Source organism: Pseudoalteromonas sp. D15MCD-2 (assembly GCF_038562745.1).
Classification (GTDB): Bacteria; Pseudomonadota; Gammaproteobacteria; order Enterobacterales; family Alteromonadaceae; genus Pseudoalteromonas.
The window spans coordinates 1270639-1291463 of the sequence record NZ_JBCFQE010000001.1; the positions used below are offsets into that span (position 1 = coordinate 1270639).

The 20825-nt window shown below is 42.1% G+C and carries 18 protein-coding genes, 1 tRNA gene and 1 other RNA gene; 13 read left to right on the forward strand and 7 right to left on the reverse strand.

Annotated elements, in window-relative coordinates; genetic code table 11:
• Positions 1-54 precede the first annotated feature (54 nt).
• From ftsH to AADY36_RS05670, 7 genes are all read left to right on the forward strand, one after another.
• Positions 55-1995, forward strand: coding sequence for an ATP-dependent zinc metalloprotease FtsH (ftsH, locus tag AADY36_RS05640; protein ID WP_054561861.1), 1941 nt, complete (start codon positions 55-57; stop codon positions 1993-1995).
• A 128-nt stretch (positions 1996-2123) separates the two neighbouring features.
• Positions 2124-2972: a dihydropteroate synthase gene (gene folP / locus AADY36_RS05645; RefSeq protein WP_054561860.1), complete on the forward strand. Its 849-nt coding sequence runs from the start codon at positions 2124-2126 to the stop codon at positions 2970-2972.
• The gene (gene glmM / locus AADY36_RS05650) at positions 2965-4320 is read left to right on the forward strand and encodes a phosphoglucosamine mutase (protein WP_054561859.1); all 1356 of its coding nucleotides are present in this window, start codon (positions 2965-2967) and stop codon (positions 4318-4320) included. Before folP ends, glmM begins: the two co-directional genes overlap by 8 nt.
• A 69-nt stretch (positions 4321-4389) precedes the next feature.
• Positions 4390-5139: a triose-phosphate isomerase gene (tpiA, locus tag AADY36_RS05655; RefSeq protein ID WP_055020942.1), complete on the forward strand. Its 750-nt coding sequence runs from the start codon at positions 4390-4392 to the stop codon at positions 5137-5139.
• A 1-nt stretch (position 5140) separates the two neighbouring features.
• Positions 5141-5488 carry a preprotein translocase subunit SecG gene (secG, locus tag AADY36_RS05660; protein ID WP_054551698.1) on the forward strand — a complete coding sequence of 116 codons (348 nt, stop codon included), beginning with the start codon at positions 5141-5143 and terminating at the stop codon, positions 5486-5488.
• Between the two features lie 76 nt (positions 5489-5564).
• Positions 5565-5649, forward strand: a tRNA-Leu gene (locus AADY36_RS05665).
• A gap of 197 nt (positions 5650-5846) precedes the next feature.
• Positions 5847-6791, forward strand: a complete 945-nt coding sequence (locus AADY36_RS05670) for a general glycosylation pathway protein (RefSeq protein ID WP_239964623.1) — start codon at positions 5847-5849, stop codon at positions 6789-6791.
• 41 nt (positions 6792-6832) lie between these two features.
• Here AADY36_RS05670 and AADY36_RS05675 read toward each other — a convergent pair whose 3' ends face one another.
• The 3 genes from AADY36_RS05675 to AADY36_RS05685 form a co-directional block, all read right to left on the reverse strand.
• Entirely contained in the window at positions 6833-6985 is a 153-nt protein-coding gene (locus AADY36_RS05675) for a hypothetical protein (protein ID WP_167350228.1), read from the reverse strand.
• Complete coding sequence (locus tag AADY36_RS05680) at positions 6985-7827, reverse strand: VOC family protein (protein WP_235575469.1); 843 nt, start codon at positions 7825-7827, stop codon at positions 6985-6987. The genes AADY36_RS05675 and AADY36_RS05680 overlap by 1 nt, the downstream gene beginning before the upstream one ends.
• A gap of 211 nt (positions 7828-8038) precedes the next feature.
• Positions 8039-8632: a LuxR C-terminal-related transcriptional regulator gene (locus AADY36_RS05685; RefSeq protein WP_054561856.1), complete on the reverse strand. Its 594-nt coding sequence runs from the start codon at positions 8630-8632 to the stop codon at positions 8039-8041.
• A 526-nt stretch (positions 8633-9158) separates the two neighbouring features.
• Here AADY36_RS05685 and AADY36_RS05690 point away from each other — a divergent pair.
• Positions 9159-11381, forward strand: a complete 2223-nt coding sequence (locus tag AADY36_RS05690) for a TonB-dependent receptor (protein WP_054561855.1) — start codon at positions 9159-9161, stop codon at positions 11379-11381.
• A gap of 41 nt (positions 11382-11422) precedes the next feature.
• Here AADY36_RS05690 and AADY36_RS05695 read toward each other — a convergent pair whose 3' ends face one another.
• Complete coding sequence (locus AADY36_RS05695) at positions 11423-11791, reverse strand: hypothetical protein (protein WP_342408636.1); 369 nt, start codon at positions 11789-11791, stop codon at positions 11423-11425.
• A gap of 49 nt (positions 11792-11840) precedes the next feature.
• On the opposite strand from AADY36_RS05695, the gene AADY36_RS05700 reads away from it, so the two are divergent.
• Entirely contained in the window at positions 11841-12386 is a 546-nt protein-coding gene (locus AADY36_RS05700; protein ID WP_055020938.1) for a GNAT family N-acetyltransferase, read from the forward strand.
• A gap of 76 nt (positions 12387-12462) precedes the next feature.
• Complete coding sequence (gene ggt, locus AADY36_RS05705) at positions 12463-14121, forward strand: gamma-glutamyltransferase (RefSeq protein ID WP_342408637.1); 1659 nt, start codon at positions 12463-12465, stop codon at positions 14119-14121.
• Positions 14122-14178: 57 nt separating this feature from the next.
• Here ggt and AADY36_RS05710 read toward each other — a convergent pair whose 3' ends face one another.
• A complete protein-coding gene (locus AADY36_RS05710; protein WP_082422948.1) occupies positions 14179-15381 on the reverse strand; it encodes an aromatic amino acid transport family protein in 1203 nt (400 codons plus the stop codon).
• 406 nt (positions 15382-15787) lie between these two features.
• Between AADY36_RS05710 and AADY36_RS05715 the strand changes: the two genes are divergently transcribed.
• On the forward strand, positions 15788-16693 hold the full coding sequence (locus AADY36_RS05715) for a DMT family transporter (RefSeq protein ID WP_342408638.1): 906 nt from the start codon (positions 15788-15790) through the stop codon (positions 16691-16693).
• A 21-nt stretch (positions 16694-16714) separates the two neighbouring features.
• Here the strand turns inward: AADY36_RS05715 and AADY36_RS05720 are convergent, their stop codons facing one another.
• Positions 16715-17593: a flagellar protein MotY gene (locus tag AADY36_RS05720; RefSeq protein WP_054561850.1), complete on the reverse strand. Its 879-nt coding sequence runs from the start codon at positions 17591-17593 to the stop codon at positions 16715-16717.
• 216 nt (positions 17594-17809) lie between these two features.
• Here AADY36_RS05720 and rnt point away from each other — a divergent pair, with 216 nt between their 5' ends.
• Positions 17810-18490, forward strand: a complete 681-nt coding sequence (rnt, locus tag AADY36_RS05725) for a ribonuclease T (RefSeq protein WP_054561849.1) — start codon at positions 17810-17812, stop codon at positions 18488-18490.
• On the opposite strand, the gene AADY36_RS05730 is transcribed toward rnt, so the two are convergent.
• The gene (locus AADY36_RS05730) at positions 18474-20099 is read right to left on the reverse strand and encodes a FapA family protein (protein WP_342408639.1); all 1626 of its coding nucleotides are present in this window, start codon (positions 20097-20099) and stop codon (positions 18474-18476) included. The two genes, rnt and AADY36_RS05730, sit on opposite strands and share 17 nt — an antisense overlap.
• Before the next feature lie 278 nt (positions 20100-20377).
• Here AADY36_RS05730 and ssrA point away from each other — a divergent pair.
• Positions 20378-20736: a transfer-messenger RNA gene (ssrA, locus tag AADY36_RS05735) on the forward strand.
• Positions 20737-20825: the final 89 nt, after the last annotated feature.

Below are 20825 nucleotides of genomic sequence, written 5' to 3' on the forward strand. Positions count from 1 at the left end.
GCGTTAAGTTGAATTTAAATTAATTGGATACAAGAGGTTAACTCCTTGAGCGATATGGCGAAAAATCTAATACTCTGGCTGGTCATTGCAGTAGTGCTAATGTCAGTGTTTCAGAGCTTTAATGGTGGTGATCAGGCAGATCGCCAAACAAGTTACACTCAATTTGTTAGCGACGCTCGTAGTGGCGCTATCCAAGAAGTCTCAATTGAAAGCACCACAGGTACGATTACTGGTACTAAAACAAATGGTGAGCGCTTTCAAACCATCATGCCAATGTATGATAAAGACATCTTGAATGATCTTTTAAAAAGCAACGTTAATGTAAAAGGCGTTAAGCCAGAAGAGCAGTCATTCCTCGCCAGCATTTTAATCTCTTGGTTCCCGATGTTACTGCTTATTGGTGTGTGGATTTTCTTCATGCGTCAAATGCAAGGTGGTGGCGGTAAAGGCGCGATGTCTTTCGGTAAGAGTAAAGCGCGCCTGATGAGTGAAGACCAAGTTAAAACGACGTTTGCTGATGTTGCTGGTTGTGACGAAGCGAAAGAAGATGTAACTGAGCTGGTTGACTTCTTACGTGACCCATCAAAATTCCAAAAGCTAGGTGGTAGCATCCCGAAAGGCGTGTTGATGGTTGGTCCTCCAGGTACGGGTAAAACGTTACTTGCTAAAGCAGTAGCTGGTGAAGCTAAAGTGCCGTTTTTCACAATTTCAGGTTCTGATTTCGTAGAAATGTTTGTAGGTGTTGGTGCTTCACGTGTACGTGACATGTTCGAGCAAGCGAAAAAAGCAGCACCTTGTATCATCTTTATAGATGAAATCGATGCAGTAGGCCGTAAACGTGGCGCTGGTATGGGTGGTGGTCACGATGAGCGTGAGCAAACACTTAACCAAATGCTTGTTGAAATGGACGGCTTTGAAGGTAACGAAGGTATTATCGTTATCGCTGCAACGAACCGCCCAGATGTATTAGACCCTGCGTTATTACGTCCTGGTCGTTTTGACCGTCAAGTTGTTGTTGGACTTCCTGATATTCGTGGTCGTGAACAAATTCTTAAAGTTCACATGCGTAAAGTGCCACTAGGCGACAACGTAGAAGCCGCAGTTATTGCACGTGGTACGCCAGGTTTCTCTGGTGCTGACCTTGCAAACTTAGTTAACGAAGCCGCGTTATACGCAGCTCGTGGTAACAAACGTGTAGTAAGCATGGCAGAGTTTGACGCTGCAAAAGATAAAATCATGATGGGTGCAGAGCGCAAGACCATGGTGATGAGTGAGCAGGAAAAAGAAATGACTGCTTACCATGAAGCGGGTCACGCGATTGTTGGTCGCATGGTACCTGAACATGATCCAGTTTATAAAGTGTCTATCATTCCTCGTGGTCGTGCACTTGGTGTCACTATGTACCTGCCTGAGCAAGACCGTGTGAGCCACTCTAAAGAGCTATTAGAGTCAATGATCTCTAGCCTTTACGGTGGTCGTATAGCAGAAGCACTGATCTATGGTGAAGATAAAGTGACAACCGGTGCAAGTAACGATATTGAACGTGCAACCGATATTGCTCGTAAAATGGTTACTCAATGGGGTCTAAGTGAAAAACTAGGTCCATTACTTTACGCTGAAGATCAAAACGAAATGTACATGGGTGGCGGCGGTAGCCGTGCTATGAGCATGTCTGATGAAACTGCAAAAGTGATCGACACAGAAGTTCGTTTATTCTCAGATCGTAACTACCAACGTGCAGAGCAAATCCTTAAAGATAACATTGATATCTTACATGCGATGAAAGATGCACTTATGAAGTACGAGACGATTGATGCGGGTCAAATTGATGACTTAATGGCACGTCAGCCTGTACGTGAGCCACGTGATGTTCATGACCGCCGTTCAGATGATAAAAAGCCAGCTCCTTCTGCTGCAAAAGTTGTCGAAAACGACACAAAAGAGCCAGAAGAATCATCAGAAACAAAAACAAATGTTGATGACAAAGCCGAATAGTCGGTACAATTAGACACAGAAAGGCCCCGCTAGTCGGGGCTTTTTTATTTCAAAAAATGCGCAATTTTCAAACTGTTATCTAGAATAATAAATGCGCAATTGACGCTAATTTATAGCATAGGTGTTCAATGACCGTTCTTAACTTACCTCGAGGTCGCACATTACACCTCGATTCCCCAGTGGTGATGGGGATTTTAAATGTCACTCCAGATTCATTCTCTGATGGCGGTAGTTATTGCCAGCTAGACAGCGCTGTCAAACAAGCTCATGCGTTATTAAATCAAGGCGCAAAAATAATTGATATAGGTGGTGAGTCTACCCGCCCAGGGGCACCTGATGTATCTCTTGAAGATGAGCTTGAACGCGTTATTCCTTTAGTTAAAGCGCTTAGAGCAAGCAGTGATTGTATTATTTCGATTGATACCAGCAAGAGCGAAGTAATGCGCCAAGCGATAATCGCAGGAGCTGACATCATCAATGATGTTAGAGCGTTACAAGAACCTGGTGCAATTGAGGTACTGGCACAATACCCAGAGGTGGCAATTTGCTTAATGCATATGCAAGGTCAGCCTCGCACTATGCAAAGTAACCCGCATTATAATGACTTGTTTAATGATATTAATGAGTTCTTTGCAGAGCGTTTAGCTGTGTGTGAGCAAGCGGGCATTCAGCAACAACGTATTATTTTAGACCCGGGCTTTGGCTTTGGTAAGACTTTGGCTCATAATTATCAAATACTTAAAGAGTTTAATATATTTAATAAATTCAATTTACCAGTACTAGCAGGCCTTTCTCGTAAATCGATGATTGGTAATTTATTAAATAGAGACACACATGAACGCTTAGCGGGAAGCCTTGCCGGTGCGCTGATAGCAGCACAAAATGGCGCAAAAATTATTCGTGTTCATGACGTACAAGAAACAGCTGACGTGCTAGCGGTTTGGCAAGCATGTGATCGAGGAATTTCAAATGAGTAACACAAGAAAGTATTTTGGCACAGATGGTGTTCGTGGCATGGTGGGTGAGTTTCCAATCACACCTGAATTTGCTTTAAAGTTAGGTTGGGCTGCAGGGCGTGTATTATCAAAAATTGGCACAAAAAAAGTCATTATTGGTAAAGATACCCGTATTTCTGGCTACATGCTCGAAACATCACTTGAGGCAGGTTTAATTGCTGCTGGTATTGATGTTGTTTTGTTAGGCCCAATGCCGACACCAGCTGTTGCTTATTTAACGCAAACTTTCCGTGCTGAAGCGGGTATTGTGATTAGTGCATCTCATAACCCTTACCATGATAACGGTATTAAGTTTTTCAGTGGTCGTGGTTTAAAGCTTGCAGATGAAGTAGAACTTGAAATTGAAGCCATGATGGATGAACCAATGACCTGTGTTGCTTCTGATAAGCTTGGTAAAGCGCGTCGTTTAGAAACTGCTGATGGTCGCTACATTGAATTCTGCAAAAGCCAATTCCCGCAAGGCTTATCGCTTGAAGGTTTAAAAATTGTTCTCGATTGTGCTAACGGTGCTACTTATAACATTGCACCTTCAGTAATGCGTGAACTAGGCGCGGATGTTATCTGCCATGCCTGTGAGCCAAACGGGGTAAATATCAACTTAGAGTGTGGAGCAACTCATGTTGAAACGCTTAAACGCAAGGTATTAGAACACAATGCCGATGTTGGTATTGCCTACGATGGCGATGGTGACCGAGTAATGATGGTTGACCATAATGGCCGTGTATTTGATGGCGATGACATTGTCTATATCATTGCTTGCCAAGCTGCAAATGACGATATTTTAGGTGGTGGTGTCGTTGGCACTGTCATGTCAAATATGGGTCTTGAGAATGCCTTAAAGGCTCGTGGAATCGAGTTTGCTCGCAGCAAAGTGGGTGACCGCTATGTGATGGAGCTACTTCAAGAGAAGGGTTGGAAAATCGGCGGCGAGAGCTCAGGTCACGTATTAAATCTAGATTTAATTAGCACAGGTGATGGCATTATCTCAAGCTTGCAAGTATTAGCAGCGATGGTAGCGCAGAATAAAACATTGCAAGACTTAGGGGCTGGCTTTACAAAATATCCAATGAAAATGATTAATGTGCGCTACCCACAAGGTACTGATCCAACGCAAGATCAAACGGTGATTGATGCTGTTGCACAAGTTGAAGAAAAATTAGGTGATACAGGTCGTGTATTACTTCGTAAATCAGGTACTGAACCTGTTGTGCGAGTAATGGTTGAAGCTGAACAGGAAAAAGTTGTCCTTGATAGCGCACGTAAAATAGCCGCAGTTGTCGAAACTGTGAGCAAACAAACCCAGGCATAACAATAACCTCTTGTAACTTTGGGCAAGTCGAGTTAGTATCTTGCCCGCTTTCTAATGTGGAGTGGAATAATGGCAACACGTAAGCCGATGGTCGCAGGTAATTGGAAAATGAACGGCTCTCTAGAGCTTGTTGAACAGTTATCAACTGCTATCAAAAATGTTCAATCGGATGAACTGGATATAGTGGTCTTTCCACCATTCCCATTGTTGAGTTCTTTGCAGCAACAAAACGTCACGTTTGGTTCGCAAACAGTCTCTGAAAACCAAGCTGGTGCTTTTACTGGTGAAGTTGATGCTCAGCTAGTCAAAGACCTAGGCGCAGCTTACACTTTGGTTGGTCACTCTGAACGTCGTAGTATCTACGGAGAGTCAGATGAAGTTGTTGCAGATAAGTTTGCGCGAGCGCAGCAAGTTGGCTTAACTCCTATCCTTTGTGTGGGTGAAAGTGAGCAGCAACGTGAAGCAAACGAAACTGAATTAGTGGTTGCAGCTCAAATTGATGCTGTAATTAGCAAATTAGGTGTAGCAGCACTGAAGAATTCTGTGGTAGCATACGAGCCCGTTTGGGCCATTGGCACAGGTAAGACTGCCTCTCCTGAGCAAGCGCAAGCCGTGCACAAGTTTATCCGCGAGAAGATTGCTTCTTCAGATAGCGACGTAGCACAGCAATTAACCATCTTATATGGTGGTAGCGTGAATGAAAAAAATAGCGAATTATTATTTGCACAACCAGATATAGACGGCGGCCTTATTGGTGGCGCGAGTCTTAAAGCAGATTCATTTACTGCTATCTGTGAAAGTGCAAAAGGGACCGTATAAGATGTACGAAATTTTATTAGTAGTTTATTTAATTGTTGCTTTAGCATTAGTTGGTATGGTTTTAATCCAACAAGGTAAAGGCGCAGATATGGGTTCATCATTTGGTGCTGGCGCTTCTGGTACCGTATTTGGCTCATCAGGTGCTGGTAACTTCATGACTAAAACAACAACAATCTTAGCGACGATCTTCTTCGTACTAAGTATTGTTCTAGGTAACCTTACTGCAGGTCAAATCAAAAAGACTGATGAGTGGGAAAACCTAGAAGCTGCGCCAGCTGTTGAAACTGTAACGCCAGCACAATCTGATGTGCCTGCGACAGAAGATAAAACGTCTGACGTACCTAACTAATTAGCTTTGCTAATTATCGTTAAGCAGTTTTCATTCCTCAAGTAAACGTAAAGCTTAACAACATACAGAATTGTATGCGGATGTGGTGGAATTGGTAGACACGCCATCTTGAGGGGGTGGTGGCTTCGGCCGTGGGGGTTCAAGTCCCCCCATCCGCACCAAAATTAAAAAGCTGTAACTCACAGAGTTACAGCTTTTTTCGTTTTAGTGCTTCATAAAACAAAATGCGCACCTTTATAGTGCTTTTATTCTAATGTCATTCCCGTTCACGAAATTAACTAATTGATTATTAATTGAAATAAAAATTGGAGTCTTCCTTGCTTAACTAGAGTGGATATCACTACTTTGAGGAAGCAAGATGGCCAGAATGAGTTATTTAAGTGCTATAGAACGCTATGAAGAGCAACAACAGCTTATTCATGAACTTCTTCTTTCTATACTTGCCAGTGTTCAGGCATCGTTGACTAACAAGCAAGCCTACCAACAGCTCGTCAATCAATATCCATTTCTAGAATTGCAATATTGCTTGAATGAACAAGGCATTCAGCAAGGTGACAATGTTTGCTTTAAGCGTCAGTACAAAAAGAAACTGGGTCATATTGGGGCTGGGCAGGACTTAAGTGCTCGGCCTTATTTTTTACTCGCTTCGTCAACACCCGTGCCGCATTTTACTTCGCCATATATTTCGACTGCGACTAAGCACCTTTGTATCTCAGTGATCAAAACAATCCCTTCAGGCAACGATAAACAGCAGTTTTTGGTTATCGATGTGTGTTTAACAGAACTGATTGAATTTATTATGGGAGACACCAAGCGAGCCAGAATGACACCTTACTTTAAGGTGGGCTATGGCTTGATTGTCGCTTGTTTGTTCTGCTTGGTGTTCTATCTGTTATATAAAGTATTTGCCGGAATGGCGGACTTAGTCTTAAGCGAAGACACCCAGTCAGACCCGCTTAAACCATTTACTATTATTATCTTTGTTACTTTAGCGTTGGCTATTTTTGATTTAGGCAAAACAATTCTAGAAGAAGAAATCCTCATGCATAAGGATATTTTTCGGCACAGCTCGACAAGACGAACGATCACACGCTTTATCTCAACAATTTTGATTGCAGTATCGATAGAAGCCTTACTAACCATGTTTAAAGCAGCACTCGGGCAAACTGAGTATGTTATACCTGCTGTATTGATGATGTTTGCTGTGGTAGGTCTGTTGATTGCACTGGCAATTTACGTTTACCTAGGCGCCAAAGCTGAAGATGTGCTGACCCAGGTACAGCGCTTAAAAGTAAAACACTAATGATAGGGCGCTTTGTTTAAAACGCAGCGCCCTGAAATTGATTAAAGTGTACCGCCAATGCCAATACTTGGGTTAACGTACACAGGACCTACTTTAAATGGCGCATTAATATCTAGGCTTGCATAGGGGGTGCAGGCATTTAAAGCTAACATTGCAGCCGCAAGAGCAGCTAAGCGAATCATTTTTTTATTCATTACATTTGCTCCTGAATTACAATACCAGCACCCGCTGGATCACGAATAATGGCGACGCTGCCACTTCGTACTTTGTCATTTGGTGCCATTAGAACTATGCCGCCTGCGGCGGTTACTTTTAATAGGGTCGCGTCAACATCGGCTACTTTAATGTAATTCACCCATGTGTTGCCTATCTCGGCATCTGGTTTTTTTACAAAGCCAATCGCAGGTGTGCCATTTAAGGCTAAGTAGTTGTAATTGCCATTTTTAAGCGGTTTACTTTGTGCTGAATAATTACCAAGTGATTGGTAAAAGGCTTTGCTCTGCTCTGGGTTATCACTCCATACTTCTTGCCAAATCCAGCCGTTATCGGTTTGATGCGTTTCAGGGTCACCATTAACAGTATTGATCAGTGAAAAAACAGCCCCTTGGGGGTCTTCTAATACAGCAATAGTGCCACGGCCTTTAATTTCGGTACTGCTTACTAAGACTTTACCTCCGGCTTTGATAGTTTTTTCACTGACGGCAGCGATGTCTTTACTACTGATAAGGCTCAGCCAGTGGCTGGCATTTTGCTTATTATCAAGTTCAGCCATGCCTGCAATTAATTTTCCGTCTAAGGATGCCAGCGTATAGCTATCGTTAACGGCTTGAAACTGCCAACCAAATACACTGCCATAAAATGTTTGAGATTGTGCCAAATTGGGTGTAATCAAATCATGCCACACAACGTGACCTGAGTTTTTTGTTCCTGAATCACTGATTGCAGGTAATTCACTTGAGGTAAGCTGGCAACCTGTCAATGAGACCGCTGTGACTGCCATTAAAATTGTGGCGCGTAAGGGGGTGAGTACTTTCAAAGTTTGCTCCTTGCAAAATGGGGTCAAGTAAAAGCATAGACCATTATTTGTTTGTTATTCAATCAAAAACGATTTTCCCAAAAGGCAAAGAGTTAAATAATTATTTTGCAAAAATACTTAAAGCTTTGAGCAATGCTGTATAGCGCATGTTATAGGCGCTAGGATGGAAACAGAATTATGAGGCTGTACCAAGTTCCAACTTAATTGCAATTTAGCCCGCAAGCTTATTGAGTTTGTCTATATTTCTTTCGCACCACTGCAAGGCTTTTTGTTTGTTTTTAACATTAATTTTTTGGTAAATCTTGTGCAAGTGAACTCGCACCGTCGCTTCGCTAATAAATAAAGTATCGGCGATTTGAGGGCAGGTCGCGCCAGAAGAAAGCAAGTGCAGTACTTTAGATTCTTTAAACGTTAAGTTATTTGATTGAATTTGATTTTTTTGCTCAGTTTCGAGCATTTCTCTCATCCATTTATCGCTTACTGTTCTTGGAAACCACAAGGCTCCCTTTTTAATTTCTTGTAGCCCTTGTTCAAAAATATCAGTCTTGGTGTTTTTGAAAAATAACCCTTTTAGCTTTGGCCAGTCTTTTAATGGCAGCACATCCGCTCTATCAGGCATATTAAAAATTACCAGATGATGATAGCCATGAACCTTCATAAATTCACTTATTAATTCACGGTTGGTTAAAGTGTCTAAAGAGTCGTAATTAAGCAGCAGAGTTTTATCATCATTCGCAATACAGTAGGGAAGAGTCGAAGCAGGTGACACAGAATCAGCCGCGTTTTTATTAAAAAGAAAATCCATATTCACGCCAAAAACTATCGATAAATGATAACAAGTAAATTGTGTTGCTGATTATTACGTTTAAAAAATGAAATTCCAACAGAGGAAAATTTTGCGCACATTTTTGTTTAGTTAGCTTTTGCCAACTTGGCTGCACTTAATTAAACATTACCTGAGCTAGGTACTCTTTGGAAGCTGAGAAATTTCTGAAATTTGTTTCTACTTTATTGAAAAACAACAAAAATAATGTTCACTTTTTGTTCATTTTAATTGTGTTAACAAGTAAGTTTATAGCGGTAATACAGAGCTAAACATTTATTTTTATTTACTAATTTGCAAAGAATTTAGTAGCTTATAATTCGAAAATACGGAGGTGATGTGGTTTATTTATACAGTTTTTGATAAAAATTAAAATAATTATACATATTTTCACAAAACTAACATATAATACCCCTCCAGAGGAAAGATGCTTATACCTAAGCGTCTTTTTTTATGCCTGAAATTTACGGGTAAAAATACACACACACGGTATCCTTTGGAGTTTTAATTGAAATTACGTCACCTCTCACAGTTAACTGTAGCCATTGTTGCTGCATTATCTACTTCAGCCTTTGCTGAGCAAGAAAAAACCACTGCTAAACAAGATGCTTTTGAAAAAATCGAAGTAACAGCGCGTAAGCGTACAGAAAGCATTTTTGAGTCGCCAACAGCAGTGACATCAATCGGCGAAAACCTGATTGATAAAGCGAACATGAGCAACCTTGAAGACATCGGTAAATACGTACCTAACCTAAACATCACTCGTTATGGTGTAGGTAATGCGGCCCATGCATCTGTATTTATTCGTGGTATTGGTTTACAAGACCACGTGATCACAACTGATCCGGGGGTAGGTGTTTACTTAGACGGTGTTTACCTTGGTCGCCAAATGGGCTCTAACTTATCATTACCAAATGTTGAGCGTGTAGAGGTATTACGTGGTCCACAAGGTACTTTGTACGGTCGTAACACATTAGGTGGTGCAGTAAATATTATTACTAAACAACCTGGTGATGAAGGCATTGTGACTACAAATGCAAAAGTAGGTAGCCGTGGTCGTTTAGCCGGTGACGTTTACTTTAATAACAGCCTTACTGACACTGTAAGCATGTCTGCAAGCGTGTCTTATAAGCAACGCGATGGTGTAGGTGAAGCAATTAACCTTGCAAACCCAGAAAAAGAAATTGGTGAAGAGCAAGAGTTAAGCGGTCGTATGGCGCTTAAATGGCAAGCAAACAGCGACTTATCTTTTGTGTTCTCAATTGATGGTGTTGATAACGAATCAGGCCAATCACCATACACAATTGAACTAACGGCGCCACTTGACCCGAATGACCCATTCAATGGTGATTTCCCACTACTAACAGAAGACATGTTACCAAGCGATCCTGATGATTTAGCAACAACGGTAGCGGGTATTGAATCGACGGCTTATTCAGGCTGGGGTACTTCACTAACAGCTGACTGGGATATCAATAATACGTATACGGCTAAGTTCATCACCAGCTACCGTAGCTCAGAATACGAAGGGGGTCTTGATGATGACGCTGTTGCCCTTAACTTATCTGAATTCCCTGAAGAAGGCGGCGCAGATCAATATTCATTCGAAATCCAGTTAAACGGTAGCTTCGATAACATGGACTTTGTGTCTGGCTTATATTTCTTTAATGAAGATGGCTTCACAAGTTCTGGCCCGTTTGTATTTAGCCCATTCAATACACCTGATGGTCTTCTGAATGATGGTAATACAGCGTCTTTTGGTGATTACGGTTACTTTGATATCAACCAAGAAACTAACTCATACGCAGCTTATATCAATGCAAGCTATGACCTAAGCGACGATTTAACTGTGGGCGGTGGTCTACGTTATTCGAAAGATAAAAAAGAAGCAGATGCCTTATTCCCAACGTTTGCAACACGCAAATACGTAAGTGCTGATTTTGATGCAGTAACATGGGATTTAAATGCGTCGTACCAGCTTAGCAATAACATGAACGTGTATGGCCAAATCCAAAAAGGTTATCAAACAGGTGGTTTCCCTCCGCGTCCATTTGGTGGTCCTGATCAATTTGTTTCTTTCGATGAAACAAAAGCAATTAACTATGAGCTTGGCCTAAAAGGTCAAGTACATGAAGATGTATCTATGATGCTTGCTGTGTTTGTTACTGACTACACAGACCTGGCATTACCATTCTCAGATCCAACTGCAGGTGGCGGTTTCGTTACTATCGTAGAAAATGCGGGTGAGTCTAAAGCACAAGGTATCGAGCTTGAGACAACAATTGCATTTACTGATGACTTTACGCTACGTAGCGCAATTGGTTACCTAGATTCAGAAATCACAGAAGTAGATGACGGTGTATTAGGTATTGGTAAAGGTGACTCACCAGCACTAACACCACGTTGGACTGTGATGGTCGCACCTTCTTATTTCATTGATTTAAGTAACGGTGGCACAGTGGCAGTAAACGCTAACTACTCATACCGCAGCGATATGCAAGGTCAATCAGTTTACAACCAAAGTGAACACATTGACTCGCGTGAATTAGTGGGTTTCAACATCTCTTACTTAAACCCGAACGGTGACTTTGAAGTGACTCTTTACGGTGAGAACGTGTTAAACGAAGTGTACGATGTAGGTCGTTTACAACAATCTGGTTTTGTTGGCGTTATGCGCAGCAACGACCGCAGTGAATTTGGCTTAAAATTCAAAAAAGAATTTGAGCTTTAATTACTAACAAAAAAGGGCAAGTAAATACTTGCCCTTTCTTTTTAATTATTTTTCTCTTGTTCTCGCTTTTCGCGCGCTTCTCTTAATTCTTCAGCCAGTTCTTTTGCTTTTTGCTTGGTTTTTTCAGACAGCTCACCAGCCGCTTCTTTACTCTCAATCCATGCATCTAAGGCAATTTCTTTACCGTCGTCATACATGCTTAATCCCATTTTCTTACTCTCTTCGAGTAACTCTTGCAGTGAGTCGTCGTTAAACTCGTTGGTGGCGTCTTCTACGTCGCTCCAAGCATCATTTAGGGCTTGCTTTACTTCATCTTTTGCTTCGCTGGCATCTTTCTTGGCTTGTTCTGCGTCATCACAACCCGTTAAGGCAATACAGCCTAATAAAACTAAGCTTGCTAATTTGTTCATATTTTTCTCTAATGGTTAATCAACTCTTAAGCAGTATAAGCAATAAAAAATGAATATAGCTAGAACAGCACGATTAAGTTTTCGGTTAATGGATGAAAATGATGCCGAGCTACTTTATGAGCTCGATAACGACCCTGAGGTAATGAAACATTTAACGCGTGGCAAAGTATCCAGTATGCAGACCATTAAAGAGGTGTTTATTCCACGCTTGAATGCCTATAAAAATGAGCAAAAAGGGTGGGGGCTTTGGCAAGTAAACATCATCGAGAGCAATGAATTTATTGGTTGGGTATTAGTCAGGCCTATGGGCTTTTTTGAACAGCCTGATTTTAGTGATTTAGAAATTGGCTGGCGCTTTAAAAAAATGAGCTGGGGCAAAGGCTATGCGTCTGAGGCAGCACTTGCCATTGCTAAAGCCGTAAGCGAGCCAGAAGAAATAAAGTCGCTCAGTGCCACAGCACTTCAAGATAACCTAGGCTCAATAAAGGTGATGGAAAAACTAGGCCTTAAGTTTGTAAAAAACTATATCCATAAAGATGAGCAAGGTGAATTACCTGCAGTACTTTATTCATGTCCTAAAGAGCAGCTTAGCTAAGTTAATCGTAACTAATTGACCTTAAGGGTTTCGCATGTCTAAATGGTCAAAATAACATCAAGAAAAAGGAAGTACCATGGCAAATTTAGTCAAATACGCGGCACATCTGTTGATCGTTACCGCGATATTCTTTCATCCGTCAAGTTTTGCAAAACAAGCGGCCGTCGCGATGCCAGATAGTTACAGCAGTGATACGGCACGGGCTATTTTAGAGCAAGGCGGTAACGCCGTTGATGCGGCAATTGCAGCACAGTTTGTATTAGCGGTTACTTTACCAGAAGCCGGAAACATCGGTGGTGGGGGCTTTATGCTGATCCAAAAAGATGGCAAAGGTGATTTTATTGATTACCGCGAAACCGCCCCTGCTGCAGCTCATCGCGATATGTACCTTGATGATAAAGGCGATGTTATTGATAACATGTCAGTGTACGGTATTCACGCAAGTGGAGTTCCGGGCAGTGTTGCTGGAATGTGGCTTGCCCATCAAAAGCACGGAAGCTTAGAGTGGAAAACTCTGCTAGAGCCTGCGGTTAAATTAGCCGAGCAGGGCTTTATTGTGCATCCTAAGCTAGCCGCAAGTATCGAGCGTTACATTGCGCGAATGGCCAAAAAATCGGTAAACATTAACTTTGCCGATTACTTTGCTGATGCCAAAGCAAATAAGGTATTTAAACAGCCGGAACTTGCCGCCACACTAAAACGTATTCGTGATCAAGGTAAAGCAGGTTTCTACGAAGGTGAGACAGCGAAGATCATTGCGACGTTTATGAAGCAACACGGCGGTATTATTACTGAGCAAGACTTAAAAGCTTATCAAGCTAAATCGCGTACACCGATTAAAGGTAATTGGCGCGGTTACGAAGTGCTCACATCGCCACCGCCAAGTTCAGGTGGTATTGCTATTTTACAATGGCTAAAAATGTACGACTTGGCAAAGCCAGAAGAAAAGCTTGAGCACAACTCGACCACCTATGTTCATATTTTGGCTGAAGTAGGTAAACGCGTATTTGCCGACAGAGCAGAATATTTAGGCGACCCAGATTTTTATGAGGTGCCAGAAACAGCTCTACTTGCAGATGATTACCTTAACAATCGTGCAAGTACAATTCGCCCAGATGCCATTTCAACTACCGAGAACATCAAACCAGGTTTACACGAAAGTGAGCAAACAACGCATTTTTCTATTCTAGATAAGTGGGGTAATGCCGTTGCTAATACCACAACCATCAACTTAAGCTTTGGCAGTGGCGTGGTTGTATCGGGCGCAGGATTTATTTTGAATGATGAAATGGATGACTTTAGTGCCAAGCCAGGTGTGATGAATGTATTTGGTGCAATTGGTGGTAAAGCTAACGAAATTCAACCTCATAAACGTATGTTGAGCTCAATGACACCGACCATTCTACTTCAGGATAATAAAGTTAAAATGGTAACTGGCTCTCCGGGTGGCACCACGATTATTAGCTCTGTGTATGAGTCTATTTTAAATGCGGTTGAATTTGATATGACTGCAGAGCAAGTGGTAGACAGCCCACGTTTTCATCACCAGCTATGGCCTAAAAATGTGATTAGATACCACACAGGTCTTGAACCAAAGGTTGTTAAAGCGCTTGAGAAGATGGGTTATACACTTGATGAACGCCATTTTGGTGATATGCATGTGATCATCAATAAAGACGGTAAATTAGATGCAGCCTCTGAAGCATCTGGCCGTGGTAAAGCAATGGTGTTTTAATTAAGCTTTAAACCAGACACAAAAAAGCACCCTCGGGTGCTTTTTTTGATGAGCTGTTTAACCAATCGCTGGAATAAGCCCCGCCATTTGTAAACCTTGAGCACTAATAATAAGCACACCAAACAGGGCGGCCAGTGCTAAGCCAATATTACCACCTTTAACTTGGTAACCTGCATCAGGATTGCTGCTTCGTTGCTTATAGACCATAGCAACCGGTAAAAACACCGCTAAAATAACCAGCGCAATGGCGGCGTAGCCAAGTGCCATAATAAACCCTTGTGGATAGAATAGCGCAAAGCCTAGCGGTGGAATAAAGGTGATCAAGGCTGTTTTGATTCGATCTTTACTGCCATCACCTTTTTTGAATGCATCAGCAAAAAAGTCGAATAAACCTAAACTCACCCCTAAGAAAGATGTGGCTAACGCTAAATCAGCAAAAATGTTCACAGCAGTAGCAACATGTGGGCTGTGAGCAATGCTAGCAACACTGCTTACAAATCCAGGTAAGCCTTGGCTTTGCAATAAGTCGTTTTGACTCATTATGCCTTGGCTAAGTAACTGCCAAAAAATGTAAATGACTAAAGGTAGTGCCGCACCTGCCACCATTACTTTACGAAGTGTTTTGATATCTAAACCCACGTATTTCACAATCGATGGAATAGAGCCATGAAAACCAAATGAGGTAAACACCACCGGGATTGCAGATAAAATTAGACCTTGTTCAATCGGCATTTCAAGTAAGTGTTGACCGTGAACATAAGGCGTCAGCATATAAAATAAGCTGGCTAATACACACACTTTAATGGTGAACAGGACGCGGTTAAGTTTATCGACTTTGCTAGTACCTAGTGTCACCACAGTACCAATCACAACAGCCAGAATAACTGAGCCAACTTGCGGCGCTAAAGAAAGCGATAAACCATTGTTGAGCTTTTCTTGTAATTGCGCACCGCCACCTGCGATATAGGCAGCGCATAATGCGTAAAACAAAAACATCACCGAAAAGTTAGCGACCCATTGCCCACGTTTACCCAACCATGACTTAGCTAACGTATTGAGGGTTGCATCTCTGTCGGCATATTGATGGAGCTCTAGCATCAGCAATGCTGTGTAGGTCATTAAAACCCAAGTTAAAAAGATTAGTGATAACGCTGTTGTGAAACCAAGCCCTGCGGAGGCGATAGGCAATGCCAGCATCCCTGCACCTATGGTGGTGCCAGCAACAATTAACATGCTACCTATTGTTTTATTTTTAAGCACTTTTTGCCCCTTAAACTTCGTGAGAGGCAAGCAAGATATAACTTGTTTAACAAAACTTAAATAGTTTTGTTATAAATCAAAGAAATTAAATGTAACCTATGATTTACATGTGCAAACAGGCTGTTGAAATCAGCAAATAACTTTTTGCCAAATAGCATGAGTATTCGTGTTGACAAAATCACCATTTAGGCGGATTCTTAAGCTTCTTCAACTTACTTTATTAAATACCATGATGCAGCTAAACCAACGACCAACAAACAATTGTATGCGCCTGACCTCATCAGTCGTATGGTCTGTTATGTGCTGCGGTTAATTAAGTAAGTTTTACTAACCGCGTTCTAAGCGGTTGGTTATTTCCCTTTTAAATTCTCTTCCGCTTTTTTCGCCTTTTTAAAGGAATAAGCTTGTGCCTGTTAAAGCCTCATATTTTTTAATGGTGGTGATTTGGTCAACAACACCACTGGGTATTGTTTGGAGTAGTGAAACGGTAGCGCCGACTCTGGCTGTGTTTTTACGCATGCTGGTGGGGCTGGTGTTGGCTTGGTTTGTCGTTGCTGTTGCCAATATCCGAGTGCCATGGCATCGCCGTGCTTTATTCCTTTATGGCTATTCAAGCATAGGTATTTTTGGCGGCATGTTATTAAGCTACATGGCTGCTAAAACAGTGCCTTCAGGGTTAATATCATTGATGTTTGGCCTTGCGCCAATTTTATCGGGCTTACTTGCGCAAAAGATCTTGAATGAACCTAAGTTTAGCGCCATTAAGCTTGGCGCACTTGGCTGTGCTTTAATCGGTTTATTTTTAGTAAGCCAACGCCATATTCAAGGTGGGGTAGAGCAGCTTAGTGGTCTGTTATATGTATTTATGGCGGTGTGCTTTTTTAGTTTGAGCGGTGTGATGATCAAACGGGTAAGAATTGCTATTCATCCAATGGCCACCACATTTGGTGCGTTGGTTTTTGTAACCCCACTGTTTTTTATTACTTGGTTGCTTGTAGATGGCCAACTAAATAGCCAGATGTGGAGTGCAAAATCACTGTACTCAATTGTTTACTTAGGCGTGTTTGGTTCATTAGTTGGTGCGCTGGCGTATTTTCATGTATTGCAGAAGTTGAACGCCAGCACGGTCGCATTAACAACCCTGATCACACCAAGTTTTGCAATCGCGATTGGTGGTTTACTTAATGATGAGCCCATTGACCAAGCACTGATTGTTGGCGCGACCATCATTATGATTAGCCTCGCATTTTTTCAGTTTGGCGATAAGTGGCTAAAGCGCTTTAAAGGCGTGAAGTCGGTAGAAATGAGTTAAGGTTAGTAGCCGCTGCAGCGGCTACATTTTTGCAATTTGAATGACTAAACGACGGTTTTTGTTTCGGTCTAAAATGTTGTCGTTGCTAGCAACATGGCGCTTTTCACCGTAACCATCGGTATCTACTTTGCTTTCATCGACCCCTAAGCTAACAATGTAATCCTTAATCGCTTTAGCGCGTTTCTTTGATAATTCGAGGTTGTTCCAGCGACCACCGTAGCTGTCGGTGTAAGATGATATTGAAATAGACTCAATATTGGTGTCGTACTTTAAGTATTCGCCAATTTTGTCTAAGCGTTTTTGTGATGATTTAGTCAGCTTGCTGGTATTAGGCTCATAGTTCATCACTGTGAACGAAATATCTTCAAAGCTGTAAGGCAGCATTGCATCTCGGCACTGTAAAAACGCCCAATAGGCTTGCTTAAAGTTGACACTCGATAAACCAACGGCAATTTTATCGGCACTGTTTTGCCAGTCTTGGTAATAAAATGTCGGTTGGTAACCTTTTTCAAGTTCGGTCAGCATTTCCCAAGCAGTTTTGTTGCCAAGCTCGCCGTCAAATTTGCGTAATAGTTTCATATTCGCTAAGTCTCGAGCAGGCATACCTGCACGCCAACTAGGTGGTACGGCTTTTAGACCAGCAATACTGTAGTTGTCTGGGCGTACGACCATATCAAGGTTAAAGTTTACGTCTTTATTTTTACTGGCAGTGGTGCTGAAAATTGCTTCACCATAGTAAGGAACTTCATGATTTAATTGGCATTCTAAGCGAGATGTTTTAACCATTTGCCAGTTCGACATATCAGCATTAGCGGTATACTCACGCATGGCTGCATGCGCATTTATACTTGCAACTGAGGTTAATAGGCCTAGGCTTAAAGGAAGTAATGAAAGCTTCATCACGGTAATTCTCCAACAAATCATCAATGCCAAATAATTGGCAATTTTTGTGTTTAATTGCATCAGCATACTAAACACAGGGCTAGCTGATTAATGTAAAGCAAGTAATGTGCCTAAAAACTCAGTAAGAATCTGCGATTTCACACTATTTACTCTAGCAGAGTAGCCGTGGTTTTTGACATAATAGCCAGCTTACACTGGCAAACCAAGAAGACTATGGAAAATACTGAACAAACTCTTTTCGCAAAACGCTTTCGTGGCTTTTTTCCTGTTGTGATTGATGTTGAAACCGCAGGTTTTAACAAAGAGACCGATGCGTTATTAGAAATCGCTGCATCTGTCCTTAAAATGGATGACGACGGCGTGTTAAGTATTGATCATACTGTGCATTTTCATGTTGAGCCATTTGAAGGCGCGAATATTGAACAAGCGGCCATTGAGTTTAATGGTATTGATCCATTCTCTGCGCTGCGTGGTGCAGTGCCTGAAGAAGAAGCGATTAAAGAAATCTGTAAAGTTGTGCGCAAGGCACAAAAAGCAGCGGGTTGTCAGCGTTCAGTGGTAGTAGCACATAATGCAGCGTTTGATCACGGCTTTTTAAATGCCGCCATTGAGCGTTGTAAAATTAAGCGCACGCCATTTCACCCATTTGTTAGCTTTGATACCACATCACTGGCAGGTCTTGCACTAGGGCAAACAGTATTAGCTAAAGCTTGTAGGGCGGCAGGTATTGAGTTTGATAATAAACAAGCTCACTCAGCACTTTATGATACCGAGCGTACTGCAGAACTGTTTTGTTTAATCGTTAATCGCTGGCAACAACTCGGCGGTTGGCCATTGCCTGAAACTGAAGCAAGTGAAGAAGAGCAAGACTCAGCCGTTAAAACGACTGAGTGATCTTACCTTCAAAAAAACGCACCATGTTAGGAGGGTAAATACGTGAAAACTGTTTACTCTCTTGCGCTATCTTAAGCTCCACCCCTGGATGCATTAATTCATTCACTTTTAAGCGGCTTGTTGCCAATAAGCGCGCAATCTTAATTTTCACTAAGTGTTTCTTTTTCTTCGTGCTGGCTGTTTTAATTTTAATCTGCTGTTCGCTGGCAGTTATCTTTTTAATATAATGCGCACGCTGGGCTGGGTCGGGTATTTTATTGGCCTTTTTGCGAGCTTGTTGTAAGGCAGCTGCTTTTGTCGCTAATAACTTTTCAAAGTCATTAATTTGCTGCTGCTTTTGGCGTAAATCATGCCAGTACTGAGCAATGAAAACCCGTGTTTTAGTGCCTGATGGCGCACCAAGCTCGCCAGTTTCAATTCGCATCGCATCTAAAATATTGCCACCAATAATTTTGCCTCGCGGGTTATTGGCTTTGCCGACTCGAATAAGGCGGCGAGCGCTTAAATCACAATGTAAAGCTTGGCGTTCAATGAATAAATCTTGCTCTGTTTTTATATGGCAGTACTGAGCATAACCCACTGAGATAGTGCGCGAAGCCGTGATGTTACAGGTAAAGTTTTCGACGTTTTCACGTTTTCTGCCAACAGCCCCAAGCATGACGGTGACTTCACTTTTACTTTCAATTGTGGCTGATTCAACAAAGCCTAATACAGTGATATCCCCCGTGGCTTTGACGCGCATACCATCTTTTACATCACCACTAATAATAACACTGCCATCAAATTCGACATGGCCCGTACTCACATCTACATGATGAAAGCACAATACGTCGTCAACGCGCATACCGCGGGGTAGGGCAACAGGCACCCCCTTCGCATCGGCAATCAACATATCGCTATTATTAGGGTCAATACGCGTTCCTTCGAATGGCTCAAGGGGTAAGTCTTTACCGGGCTTAGCTGGCATCACATCACCAAACACAGTAAAGCCATCTTCACCGGGTGTTGCAGGAACTCGTTGCATTAATGGTGTACCCGGCTTAACGGTAATAATGGCACCTAAATTACGCATGTCGACTTTACCGCCAGAGGTCGCTTGCGGGCTAAGAACGCGGTCTTGGGCTGTAGAGCATAAGCGTACAAATTTAGCATCAGTGCCTTCTTTAGGCATTCTGCCATGGGCAACAATTGCGGTGTAATGGGCGCCCGGTGGTTGCTTAAATTGTTGGCCTAAAAAGGTATCAAGGGCACGTAAACTAATGCCTTTAATCACTCCCGCCTCTGCAAGCACCTCTTGCGCCATATCCATGCTAACAATTTTACCGCCACGGGCTGTTGTTAAGCTTGCTTCAACCACCATGTTTTTAGCATCGACTTTTACTTCAAGGTGAGCATCAACGGCTTTAGCAACCACTAAAGATTGGTTTTGATATTGGCTGCTAGGTATAAACAACTTACCTATATTGGCATCAATATATTCGTAGCAGGCATAAGCAGACTGCTCAAGTAATTCAATTAGTTGAGAACTTGTAGTAGGAAAACCCGCATCTCGAGGATGCTCACACAAAGTGACATAGCCGCTTTGTTCATCGAATGAAAACATCGACATCTGAAAAGCCCTGTAAAAAACTGCCTGTTATTATAGTTATGTGTTGTTACAGGTTATTTTTGAAGAAGGGTAACAACGTTTCCTATTTCAGCACAACTTTTGTACTATGTTAAGAAAATGTATGCATTAAATGTAAAAATATGTATAAAAACAGATTTTTCTTGCTGGAAAATTCAGCATTCAAAGGCACTTAGCAAAAATTTCCTGATTAATGCCTTGAGTATGAATAGGCTACTCAGTTATACTGCACGAACACTCTGAATGAGATACCAAATTCAGGGGCTGATTAGGATTCGACGGAATTCAAGACGCCCGAGGTGCATGTCGAGGTGCGGTTGGCCTCGTAAAAAAGCCGCAATTTAAAGTAATCGCAAACGACGATAACTACGCTCTAGCGGCATAATAGCCCGCTAGCACTTCTCCGGTGTATGTCTGTGGACCCGGTTCTGAAGTGTCACCCTACACGGACTCGCTACGGAAACCCTGGCCGGGGTTGAAGGGCTAAAACTAAGCGGCCTCGCCTTTGCAGATCGTGTTCGTCCGAGCTGTATAAGGTTAACTAAAAGACGATACTAAGCATGTAGTACCAAAGGTCGAGGCTTTTCGGACGGGGGTTCAAATCCCCCCAGCTCCACCAAATATGAAAAAGGCTGCTCTCAGAGCGGCCTTTTTTATTGTCTAAAATGTTTATAAAAATGTAATTTTACTTCGCATTAAGAGTGATAT

Excerpts from the sequence above, each read along its gene's own strand:
- ftsH (WP_054561861.1), top strand. The coding sequence starts at position 55 with ATGGCGAAAAATCTAATACTCTGGCTGGTCATTGCAGTAGTGCTAATG.
- folP (WP_054561860.1), top strand. The coding sequence starts at position 2,124 with ATGACCGTTCTTAACTTACCTCGAGGTCGCACATTACACCTCGATTCC.
- glmM (WP_054561859.1), top strand. The coding sequence starts at position 2,965 with ATGAGTAACACAAGAAAGTATTTTGGCACAGATGGTGTTCGTGGCATG.
- tpiA (WP_055020942.1), top strand. The coding sequence starts at position 4,390 with ATGGCAACACGTAAGCCGATGGTCGCAGGTAATTGGAAAATGAACGGC.
- secG (WP_054551698.1), top strand. The coding sequence starts at position 5,141 with ATGTACGAAATTTTATTAGTAGTTTATTTAATTGTTGCTTTAGCATTA.
- AADY36_RS05670 (WP_239964623.1), top strand. The coding sequence starts at position 5,847 with ATGGCCAGAATGAGTTATTTAAGTGCTATAGAACGCTATGAAGAGCAA.
- AADY36_RS05675 (WP_167350228.1), bottom strand. The coding sequence starts at position 6,985 with ATGAATAAAAAAATGATTCGCTTAGCTGCTCTTGCGGCTGCAATGTTA.
- AADY36_RS05685 (WP_054561856.1), bottom strand. The coding sequence starts at position 8,632 with ATGGATTTTCTTTTTAATAAAAACGCGGCTGATTCTGTGTCACCTGCT.
- AADY36_RS05695 (WP_342408636.1), bottom strand. The coding sequence starts at position 11,791 with ATGAACAAATTAGCAAGCTTAGTTTTATTAGGCTGTATTGCCTTAACG.
- AADY36_RS05700 (WP_055020938.1), top strand. The coding sequence starts at position 11,841 with ATGAATATAGCTAGAACAGCACGATTAAGTTTTCGGTTAATGGATGAA.
- ggt (WP_342408637.1), top strand. The coding sequence starts at position 12,463 with ATGGCAAATTTAGTCAAATACGCGGCACATCTGTTGATCGTTACCGCG.
- AADY36_RS05720 (WP_054561850.1), bottom strand. The coding sequence starts at position 17,593 with ATGAAGCTTTCATTACTTCCTTTAAGCCTAGGCCTATTAACCTCAGTT.
- rnt (WP_054561849.1), top strand. The coding sequence starts at position 17,810 with ATGGAAAATACTGAACAAACTCTTTTCGCAAAACGCTTTCGTGGCTTT.
- AADY36_RS05730 (WP_342408639.1), bottom strand. The coding sequence starts at position 20,099 with ATGTCGATGTTTTCATTCGATGAACAAAGCGGCTATGTCACTTTGTGT.